An 11,109-nucleotide genomic window follows, 5' to 3' on the forward strand; every position below is an offset into this window, starting at 1 on the left:
CGGGCCCCAGGGTCACTCCCGGTGCATCCACTGGTGCATCACCGACAACAGATGATCAGGGTCGACCGGCTTGGTCACGTAGTCCGAGGCACCGGAGTCGATGGCCTTCTCCCGGTCGCCCTTCATGGCCTTCGCCGTGAGCGCGATGATCGGCAGACCGGCGAACTGGGGCATGCGGCGGATCGCCGTCGTCGTCGCGTAGCCGTCCATCTCCGGCATCATGATGTCCATCAGGACGACCGTCACGTCGTCGTGCTGCTCCAGGACCTCGATGCCCTCCCTGCCGTTCTCCGCGTACAGCACGGCCAGGCCGTGCTGCTCCAGGACGCTGGTGAGCGCGAACACGTTGCGGATGTCGTCGTCGACGATGAGCACCTTCTCGCCGCCGAACTGGATCCGCACCCGCGCGGCCGGAGCCTCCTGCCCCGCACTCTCCTGCCACTGCTCCGGCGACCCCGCGCCGGCCGCGGGCTGCCCCGGGACCGCCTGCGCGGGCTCCGCGGCGGGCGGCGCGCCCCGGCGGCGGCGCCGGAACAGCGCGGCGGGGCCAGGAGCCGCCTGCGGGGGCGTGCCGGAGGGCGGCTGGGACTCCGGGCGCCCGTTCGCGTCCGCGGCGGTCTCCCGAGACTCCAGGGACTCCCGAGACTCCAGGGACTCCAGTGCGGGCAGTTCGGGAGCCGCGGGCGGCGGAAGCTGGGTGTAGCCCTGCGGCGGCAGTTCGCTGGGGTGCAGCGGCAAATACAGCGTGAAGGTGGAGCCGCGCCCCGGTTCGCTGGCCGCGTGGATCTCACCGCCGAGCAGCCGCGCGATCTCCCGGCTGATCGACAGGCCGAGGCCCGTGCCGCCGTACTTGCGGCTGGTCGTGCCGTCGGCCTGCTTGAAGGCCTCGAAGATCACCCGCATCTTGCTGGCCGCGATGCCGATGCCGGTGTCGGCCACGGAGAAGGCGATCAGGTCGGCGTCGGCGTCCCGCAGCGACCCGGCTTCGAGCAGCTGCTCCCGGATGGCGTTGGGCACGTCGTTGCCGGCGAGCCGGATGACGAGCTCCACCGCTCCGGAGTCGGTGAACTTCACCGCGTTCGCCAGCAGGTTGCGCAGCACCTGAAGGAGACGCTGTTCGTCCGTGTGCAGCGTCGCGGGCAGCTCCGGCGACACCCGTACGGAGAAGTCGAGCCCCTTCTCCGCGGTCAGCGGGCGGAAAGTGGCCTCTACGTAGTCGACGAGTTGCACGAGGGCGATGCGCGTCGGGCTGACGTCCATCTTGCCCGCCTCGACCTTCGACAGGTCGAGGATGTCATTGATCAGCTGGAGCAGGTCCGAGCCCGCGCCGTGGATCGTCTCGGCGAACTCCACCTGCTTGGGCGTGAGGTTCGCGTCGGCGTTGTCGGCGAGCAGCTTGGCGAGGATGAGCAGCGAGTTGAGCGGGGTGCGCAGCTCGTGCGACATGTTCGCCAGGAACTCGGACTTGTAGCGCATCGACACCGCGAGCTGTTCGGCGCGCTCCTCCAGGACCTGCCGGGCCTCCTCGATCTCGGTGTTCTTGACCTCGATGTCGCGGTTCTGCTGGGCCAGCAGCGCCGCCTTGTCCTCCAGCTCGGCGTTGGACTCCTGCAGCGCCTTCTGCCGGTTCTCCAACTCAGCCGAGCGCTCCCGCAGTTGCTCGGTGAGCTCCTGCGACTGCTTGAGCAGGATCTCCGTCTTCGTGTTGACGCTGATGGTGTTGACGCTCGTCGCGATCATCTCGGCGATCTGGCTGAGGAAGTCCTTCTGGATGTGCGTGAACGGCTGGAAGGACGCCAGCTCGATGACGCCGAGCACCTTGCCTTCGAAGAGCACCGGCAACACGATGACCTGCGCCGGGGGCGCCTCGCCGAGCCCGGAGGCGATCCGCAGATAGCCCGACGGCGCGTTCTCCACGAGAATCGTCCGCCGCTCCTTGGCGGCCGTGCCGATCAGCGTCTCCCCCGGCCGGAACGACGTCGGCATCGATCCCATCGAATAGCCGTAGCTGCCCAGCATGCGCAGTTCGTACGCGTCCTCGTCACCGCCGAGGTCACTCGCGTCGTCGGTCGGCATGGCCAGGAAGAACGCGCCGTGCTGCGCCGAGACGACCGGCGTCAGCTCGCTCATGATCAGCGAGGCCACGTCCTCCAGGTCGCGGCGACCCTGCATCAGGCCGGAGATCCGCGCCAGGTTGCCCTTGAGCCAGTCCTGCTCCTTGTTGGCGAGGGTGGTGTCGCGGAGGTTCGCGATCATCGTGTTGATGTTGTCCTGGAGGACCTGGATCTCGCCCGCCGCGTCCACGTCGATCTTCAGGTTGAGGTCGCCGCGCGTCACAGCGGTGGCGACGGCCGCGATGGCGCGCACCTGCCGGGTGAGGTTCCCGGCCATCTCGTTCACGGACTCCGTCAGGTCCCGCCAGGTCCCGTCGACGTCCCGTACCCGCGCCTGACCGCCCAGCTGCCCCTCGGTGCCCACCTCACGGGCGACCCGGGTGACCTGCTCGGCGAACGACGAGAGCTGGTCGACCATCGTGTTGATGGTGGTCTTGAGCTCCAGGATCTCGCCGCGCGCGTCGATGTCGATCTTCTTGGTCAGGTCGCCCTTGGCGATGGCCGTCGTGACCATCGCGATGTTGCGCACCTGCCCGGTCAGGTTGGACGCCATCCCGTTCACGGACTCGGTGAGGTCCTTCCACGTACCGGACACACCCGGGACGCGCGCCTGGCCGCCGAGGATGCCGTCCGTGCCCACCTCACGGGCCACCTTGGTGACCTGGTCGGCGAACGAACTCAGCGTCTTCACCATCGTGTTGAAGGTGTCCGCGAGCTGCGCGACCTCGCCGCGCGCCTCGATCGTCACCGTCTTCGTGAGGTCGCCGTTGGCGACGGCCGCGGCGACCTGCGAGATGTTGCGCACCTGCATGGTCAGGTTGTTGGCCATCAGGTTGACGTTGTCGCTGAGGTCCTTCCAGATGCCGGTGACGCCGACCACCCGCGCCTGGCCGCCCAGCTTGCCCTCCGTGCCCACCTCACGGGCCACCCGCGTGACCTGCTCCGCGAACGACGACAGCTGGTCGACCATCGTGTTCACGGTCGTGACGAGCTCGAGGATCTCGCCCTTGGCGTCAACGGTGATCTTCTTGGACAGGTCACCCATGGCGACGGCCGTCGTGACCTCGGCGATGTTGCGCACCTGGAGGGTGAGGTTGTTCGCCATGCCGTTCACGGACTGCGTCAGGTCCTTCCACGTACCCGACACGCCCTGCACCTCGGCCTGACCGCCGAGGATGCCGTCCGTACCCACCTCGCGGGACACCCGCGTCACCTGCTCGGCGAAGGCCGAGAGCTGGTCCACCATCGTGTTGAGGGTGTTCTTCAGCTCCAGGATCTCGCCCCGGGCGTCCACGTCGATCTTCTGCGACAGGTCACCGCGCGCCACCGCCGTCGCGACCTGCGCGATGTTGCGCACCTGAGCCGTGAGGTTGCCGGCCATGCCGTTCACGGAGTCGGTCAGGTCGCGCCAGACACCGGCGACGCCCGGCACCTGCGCCTGGCCGCCGAGCCGCCCTTCCGTGCCCACTTCCCGCGCCACGCGCGTCACCTGGTCGGCGAACGCGGAGAGCTGGTCCACCATCGTGTTGATGGTGTTCTTCAGCTCCAGGATCTCGCCGCGGGCGTCCACGTCGATCTTCTGCGACAGGTCACCGCGCGCCACGGCAGTCGTCACCTGGGCGATCTGGCGCACCTGCGAAGTCAGGTTCCCCGCCATGAAGTTGACGGAGTCGGTGAGTTCCTTCCACGTACCGCTGACGCCGTCCACGCGCGCCTGGCCGCCGAGCCGCCCCTCCGTACCCACGTCCCGCGCCATCCGCGTGACCTGGTCGGCGAACGACGACAGCTGGTCCACCATCGTGTTCACGGTGTTCTTCAGCTGGAGCATCTCTCCGGAGACGTCGACGGTGACCTTCTGGGAGAGGTCACCGTTGGCCACCGCCGTCGTCACCTGCGCGATGTTGCGCACCTGCCCGGTGAGGTTACGGAAGGCGGTGTTCACCGAGTCGGTGAGGTCCTTCCACGTCCCGGCGGCGCCCGGCACCTGCGCCTGCCCGCCGAGCTCGCCCTCGACACCGACCTCCCGCGCCACCCGCGTCACTTCGGCACCGAACGACGACAGCTGGTCCACCATCGTGTTGACGGTGTTCTTCAACTCCAGCATCTCGCCCGCGACATCGACGGTGACCTTCTGGGAGAGGTCACCGTTGGCCACCGCCGTCGTCACCTGCGCGATGTCCCGCACCTGTGTCGTCAGGTTCCTGAAGACCGTGTTGACGGAGTCGGTCAGGTCCTTCCACGTCCCGGCCGCGCCCGGCACGTTGGCCTGCCCGCCGAGCTGCCCCTCCGCGCCGACCTCGTTGGCGACGCGCGTGACCTCGTCCGCGAACGTCCGCAGCGTCTCCGTCATCTGGTTGATGGTCTCGGCGAGCTGGGCCACCTCGCCGCGCGCGCTCACCCGCACCTTCTGCGACAGGTCGCCGTTCGCGACGGCCGTCGTGACCTGGGCGATGCCCCGCACCTGCGCGGTCAGGTTGCCCGCCATCAGGTTCACCGAGTCGGTGAGGTCCTTCCACACGCCCGCGACACCCGGCACCTGCGCCTGCCCGCCGAGCTCGCCCTCCGTGCCGACCTCCCGCGCGACCCGGGTGACCTCGGAGGAGAACGAGGACAGCTGGTCCACCATCGTGTTGACGGTGTTCTTCAGCTCCAGCATCTCGCCGGCCACATGCACGGTGACCTTGCGGGACAGATCGCCCTTGGCGACCGCCGTCGTCACCAGGGCGATGTCACGCACCTGCGCCGTCAGGCGGTACGCCATGGTGTTGACCGAGTCCGTGAGGTCCTTCCACGAACCGGACATGCCGCGCAGCCGGGCCTGCCCGCCCAGCTTGCCCTCCGTGCCGACCTCGCTGGCCACCCGCGTGACCTCGTCGGTGAACGTGGACAGCTGGTCCACCAGGTTGTTGACGGTGCGCCCGACCTTCAGGAACTCACCGCGCAGCGGATGCCCGTTGCCCTCGTCCGCCTCCGCGCGCAACTCCATGCGCTGCTCCAGGTCGCCCTCCGCGACCGCGGACAGCACCCGGCCGACCTCGGAGACAGGCCGTACGAGATCCTCCACGAGGGCGTTCGACGCGTCGATCGCCGCCGCCCAGGAGCCCTCCATGGCCCCGCCCCGCAGCCGCTCTGTGAGCTTTCCCTCACGCCCCACCGTGCGCCGGACCCGCGACAGCTCACCGGTGAGGTGGAGGTTGCGGTCGGCGACCTCGTTGAAGACGGCGGCGATCTCCGACATCACGTCGTCGCCCGAGACCGTCAGGCGCTTGCGGAAGTTCCCGTCCCGCATCGCCACCAGGGCGACGAGCAGCTTGTTGAGGGCCGCAGCGTCCACTGTGGCCGTCGTCCCGTTCCGCGGCTTGCGCTGACTGCTCAGGGACCGTCCGTCCTTCGCGCGCGTCTTTGTGGCACGCGTCGCAGCGCCAGACTCCACTGTGTCCCTCCCGCAAGGGTCGACCGTACTGCTGGGGCTCCATCCGAAGCCTGCCCAGTGTTTCACCATGGCCGAACCAGGCCATAACAGTTCGGCAGCTTCGCACACCGTCCGCACACCCTCCGGGCGGAAACACTGGCGACCGGCATCAGCTTGGACGGCGAAGGTAAGTAACCTGGCATCCGGCTGTCCAACCACCCCGGTCCTGCCCGGCCAGGGCGGTGGCACACATAACAGCGGGCATCGGAGGGGCGGCCGCACCATGGGACTGCAGATTCCCGGGGGACAACGGACGAGGAGTTCTGTGATCACCGCGCGCGCGGCTGCGACTTTCGAACCCGTCGGGCGTTCCGTCGCGACGGCCCGCTCGTTCGTCAGAGACACCCTCCAGGGCTGGGGGTTCTCCGACATCGTCGACGACGCGGTCGTCCTGACCAGCGAACTCGTCACGAACGCCGTCGTCCACGCGGGCACCGCCGCCGACGTCCTGTGTCTGCGCACCGAGGACGCCGTCCGCATCGAGGTCTCCGACCACTATCCCGAGCGCGAGATCCCTCTCCAGAGCTCCCCCGCGACCATGGGCAGCCCCGACCGCGAGGGCGGCCGCGGCCTCCAGCTCTGCGCCGCCCTCGCCACCCGCTGGGGCGTCGACTACACCTCGACCCACAAACAGGTCTGGTTCCAGCTCAACCTGCCCGACCGCCCCGTCGGCACCCGCGCCGCGGGCCCCGTGCTCCCGGCCGACCTCCTCCCGATCACCGACGGCCGCGTCCGCGTCGCCGTCGTCCAGATCGACCGCGCGGGCGCCATCTCCGCCTGGAACGAGGACGCCGAGGAACTCTTCGGGTACGTCGCCGAGCAGGTCACCGGCAAGCCCCTCACCGACTTCGCGGCCTGGCCGCACACCCCGGGCACCAGCACCGGCATCGCCGACGCCCTCCAGCTCTCCCGCTGGGAGGGCAGCTACGGCATCCGTGACTCCGGCGGCCGCGTCATCCCCGTCTACGCCTCGCACCTGCGCGTGCGCGACACCGACGGCGAGCCCTCGACGGTATGCCTCCTCGTCCGCGACGACGAGCGGGCCGTCCTGCAGACCCCGCTGCGCGGCCCCTCCCCCGAGCCCGGCACCCTGAGCGAGCCGCGCGCCGCCGACCCCTTCGAGGTCTTCATCGGCTCACCGGCCCCCGAGGACCTGGACGGCCTCCTGCAGCGCACGGTCGAGCGCGCCCGCGACATGCTCGACGGCGACGCGGCCTTCCTGCTCCTGGCCACGGACGACGAGACGGAGCTCGAGGTCCGTGCCTCCACGGGCCTGCCGTCGGCCCGCCAGCGCTTCGCCCGCGTCCCTGTGGAGGCGGGCCCCGGCCGGTACGGCTCCGCCCGCCTGCCGGCCGTCCACGAGGACCTCACGCTGGTCCCGGGCGCCGTCCCGCTGCTCAACAGCACCGGCATGCGCTCGGTCGTCACGGTCCCGCTGAAGGTCGAGGGCCGCCTCACGGGCTCCCTCGGTGTCGCCGCCGAGGCCCCCGACCGGTACTCGAACGAAGAGGCCCTGCGCCTGCAGTTCGCCGCCGACCGCATCGCCCTCGCCGTCGAGTCGGCCCGCCTCGGCGAGCTGGAGCGCCTGCGCCGCGGCTCCCTGTCCTTCCTCGTGGAGGCCTCCGACCTGCTCGCGGGCACCCTGGACCGCGATCAGACCCTGGCCCTGATGGCTCAGATGACCGTCCCGACGCTCGCCACGTGGTGCGCCGTCTACACGATCGCCGACCAGGCCTCCGAGCCGTACCTCTCGTACGTCCTGCACGAGGACGAGGATCGCATCGACGGCCTCAAGGCCCTCCTCGCGAAGGTCGCCCCGCCCGACCCGGTCCCGACTCCGGGCGCCCGCGTCTGGACGTCTCCCTCCGACGCCGCGCACCAGGCGGCCCTGCGCACGTCGATGCGCAACCTCGGCCTCGGGGAGCCGATGTCGGCCGGCGCGGGCATCGGCACGACCTTGTCGACGGCGTCCGCGGTGGGCGGCGAGACGGTGGTCCTGCCCCTGGTCGCCCGCAACCGCGTCATCGGCATGCTGGTGCTCGGCAAGCCGTCCGACGAGCACTTCCGCCAGGAGATCCTGGAGCTCGCCGAGGACCTGTCCCGCCGTGCCGCCCTGGCCCTGGACAACGCCCGCCTGTACTCGGAGCGCATGGCGATCAGCCAGTCCCTCCAGCGCAGCCTCCTCCCGCCCGGTCTGCCGCAGGTCCCGGGCGTGGAGGTGGAGGTCATCTACCGCGCGGCCGGCGAGGGCAACGAGGTCGGCGGTGACTTCTACGACCTCTTCCCGATCCGCGACGGCGCGTACGGCTTCGCGATCGGCGACGTCTGCGGCACAGGCCCGGAGGCGGCCGCGGTCACGGGCCTGGCCCGACACGCGCTGCGTCTCCTCGCCCGTGAGGGCTTCGGCGGCCCCGCGGTCCTGGAGCGCCTGAACGCCGCGATCCTCGACGAGGGAGCCCGCAGCCGCTTCCTGACGCTCCTGTACGGCGAGTTGTGGCCCCAGGAGGACGGCTCGGCGATCCTCAAGATCGTCTGCGCGGGCCATCCGCTGCCGCTGCGCCTGCGCCAGGACGGCACGGTCGAGCCGTACGCGGAGCCGCAGCCCCTGCTCGGCGTCATGGACGACCTGGAGTTGTACGAGCAGACGGTGACCCTGGATCCCGGGGACGTCCTGCTGTGCGTCACGGACGGCGTGACGGAGCGCCGCGAGGGCACGCGGATGCTGGGCGACGACGGCCTCGCCGACGTCCTGACGACGTGCACGGGGCTGACGGCGGGCGCGGTGGCGGCCCGCATCATGCGCGCGGTGGAGCGCTTCGCGTCGGACGCCCCGTCGGACGACATGGCGATCCTGGCGATGCGCGTCCCCGGCCTCGACGACTGACCGACAAGCGCCCCTTCCTCGCGAGGGGGCACACGACCAAGAAGGCCACCGTCCTGGGGACGGTGGCCTTCTCTTCTTCCTTCAATCTCCGAGCCCCCAAGCGGAATCGAACCGCTGACCTTCTCCTTACCATGGAGACGCTCTACCGACTGAGCTATAGGGGCCAGTTGCGTTCTGCGCGGTTTCCCGAGCGGCAACGGAATAGATCATACCCGAACATCGGGCGCCTCAGAACCGCCGTCTCCTCGGGCACCGAGGAACGTGGCCCGATTCAGAACGCGGGCTGCAGCAGTCCGCCGAGCGCGTTGCACGCCGACACGATCCGCTGGAGTTCCCGCCGCGTCAGCGAGGCGTCCACGGGCAGCGCCAGCGTCTCGTCGGCGGCCCGCTCGGTCTCCGGCAGTTCCACGTCCCGCCAGTACTTCGGCGTCCGGTGCAGCGGCGTCTTCACGGGTACGCGGCAGTCAACTCCCCTGGCCCGTACGGCGCGCGCGAACGCGTCGCGGTCCGGCCGCCCGTTCCCCGGCACCCGCACGACGTACTGGTGGCTGTGGGCGGCTCCTCCGGCCGGCGTTATCACTCCGGTGAGGCGCCCGTTCAGATACGAGGCGTACGCCTGCCGCTGTGCCATCCCGTCACGTGACGCGTCCGGCTCGGCGTGCTCCAGTACGAGGAGTGCGTGCCGCTGTCCGACGGCGTGGAGCCCGGTGATGTCCGCCTGGTTCCCGAAGCGGTGTACGGCGACCACGGCGGCTGTCCGGGCGGTGACGACGGCGTCGACCGCCTCGGGGTCCAGGCAGTACGTCCTGGGGTCGATGTCCGCGAACACGGGCATGGCGCCCGCGAGCACGGCGGCCTCGGCCACTTCGGCGTTCCCGTAGGCGGGGACGATGACCTCGTCCCCGCTGCCGACTCCTGCGGCTCGCAGCATCGCAAGTGTTCCCATGTCGCGGATGTTGGTCGCGCAACGTGAACGGGGAGTAACGCGCAACAAAAAAGAGCTGGTCCCTGAACCGAAGTTCAGGGACCAGCTCTTTTATCAATTTTAGTTCGGCGGCGTCCTACTCTCCCACAGGGTCCCCCCTGCAGTACCATCGGCGCTATAAGGCTTAGCTTCCGGGTTCGGAATGTAACCGGGCGTTTCCCTCACGCTATGACCACCGAAACACTATGAAACTTTTCAAACGACCGCACCACGCCATCACCATGGCATGGGGTTGTTCGTGGTTTCAGAACCAACACAGTGGACGCGAGCAACTGAGGACAAGCCCTCGGCCTATTAGTACCAGTCAACTCCACCCCTCACAGGGCTTCCATATCTGGCCTATCAACCCAGTCGTCTACTGGGAGCCTTAACCCCTCATGGGGGTGGGAGTCCTCATCTCGAAGCAGGCTTCCCGCTTAGATGCTTTCAGCGGTTATCCTTTCCGAACGTAGCCAACCAGCCATGCCCTTGGCAGAACAACTGGCACACCAGAGGTTCGTCCGTCCCGGTCCTCTCGTACTAGGGACAGCCCTTCTCAAGACTCCTACGCGCACAGCGGATAGGGACCGAACTGTCTCACGACGTTCTAAACCCAGCTCGCGTACCGCTTTAATGGGCGAACAGCCCAACCCTTGGGACCGACTCCAGCCCCAGGATGCGACGAGCCGACATCGAGGTGCCAAACCATCCCGTCGATATGGACTCTTGGGGAAGATCAGCCTGTTATCCCCGGGGTACCTTTTATCCGTTGAGCGACGGCGCTTCCACAAGCCACCGCCGGATCACTAGTCCCGACTTTCGTCCCTGCTCGACCCGTCAGTCTCACAGTCAAGCTCCCTTGTGCACTTACACTCAACACCTGATTACCAACCAGGCTGAGGGAACCTTTGGGCGCCTCCGTTACCCTTTGGGAGGCAACCGCCCCAGTTAAACTACCCATCAGACACTGTCCCTGATCCGGATCACGGACCCAGGTTAGACATCCAGCACGACCAGAGTGGTATTTCAACGACGACTCCACGAACACTGGCGTGCCCGCTTCACAGTCTCCCACCTATCCTACACAAGCCGAACCGAACACCAATATCAAACTGTAGTAAAGGTCCCGGGGTCTTTCCGTCCTGCTGCGCGAAACGAGCATCTTTACTCGTAGTGCAATTTCACCGGGCCTATGGTTGAGACAGTCGAGAAGTCGTTACGCCATTCGTGCAGGTCGGAACTTACCCGACAAGGAATTTCGCTACCTTAGGATGGTTATAGTTACCACCGCCGTTTACTGGCGCTTAAGTTCTCAGCTTCGCCACCCCGAAGAGTGACTAACCGGTCCCCTTAACGTTCCAGCACCGGGCAGGCGTCAGTCCGTATACATCGCCTTACGGCTTCGCACGGACCTGTGTTTTTAGTAAACAGTCGCTTCTCGCTGGTCTCTGCGGCCACCCCCAGCTCAGACAGCAAGTGTCATCACCAGAAATGGCCCCCCTTCTCCCGAAGTTACGGGGGCATTTTGCCGAGTTCCTTAACCATAGTTCACCCGAACGCCTCGGTATTCTCTACCTGACCACCTGAGTCGGTTTAGGGTACGGGCCGCCATGAAACTCGCTAGAGGCTTTTCTCGACAGCATAGGATCATCCACTTCACCACAATCGGCTCGGC

3 protein-coding genes, 1 tRNA gene and 2 rRNA genes (1 of these 6 running past the window's edge) are annotated in these 11,109 nt (G+C 68.0%); 1 reads left to right on the top strand and 5 read right to left on the bottom strand.

Annotated features, from left to right (window positions below; all coding sequences use genetic code 11):
* Positions 1 to 12: 12 nt before the first annotated feature.
* Positions 13 to 5,547, bottom strand: coding sequence for a HAMP domain-containing protein (locus tag QUY26_RS09750; protein ID WP_289945073.1), 5,535 nt, complete (start codon positions 5,545 to 5,547; stop codon positions 13 to 15).
* Positions 5,548 to 5,809: 262 nt separating this feature from the next.
* Here QUY26_RS09750 and QUY26_RS09755 point away from each other — a divergent pair, with 262 nt between their 5' ends.
* Positions 5,810 to 8,470 carry a SpoIIE family protein phosphatase gene (locus tag QUY26_RS09755; protein WP_354670678.1) on the top strand — a complete coding sequence of 887 codons (2,661 nt, stop codon included), beginning with the start codon at positions 5,810 to 5,812 and terminating at the stop codon, positions 8,468 to 8,470.
* A gap of 91 nt (positions 8,471 to 8,561) precedes the next feature.
* Here the strand turns inward: QUY26_RS09755 and QUY26_RS09760 are convergent.
* The 4 genes from QUY26_RS09760 to QUY26_RS09775 all read right to left on the bottom strand — a co-directional run.
* Positions 8,562 to 8,634 (bottom strand) — tRNA-Thr (locus tag QUY26_RS09760).
* Positions 8,635 to 8,741: 107 nt separating this feature from the next.
* Complete coding sequence (locus tag QUY26_RS09765; RefSeq protein WP_289955629.1) at positions 8,742 to 9,401, bottom strand: DegT/DnrJ/EryC1/StrS family aminotransferase; 660 nt, start codon at positions 9,399 to 9,401, stop codon at positions 8,742 to 8,744.
* Positions 9,402 to 9,518: 117 nt separating this feature from the next.
* Positions 9,519 to 9,635, bottom strand: a 5S ribosomal RNA gene (rrf, locus tag QUY26_RS09770).
* A 94-nt stretch (positions 9,636 to 9,729) separates the two neighbouring features.
* Positions 9,730 to 11,109, bottom strand: a 23S ribosomal RNA gene (locus tag QUY26_RS09775) (it continues 1,742 nt past the right edge of the window).

The sequence above is a fragment of the Streptomyces flavofungini genome, assembly GCF_030388665.1.
In the GTDB taxonomy this organism is placed as follows: Bacteria; Actinomycetota; Actinomycetes; order Streptomycetales; family Streptomycetaceae; genus Streptomyces; species Streptomyces flavofungini_A.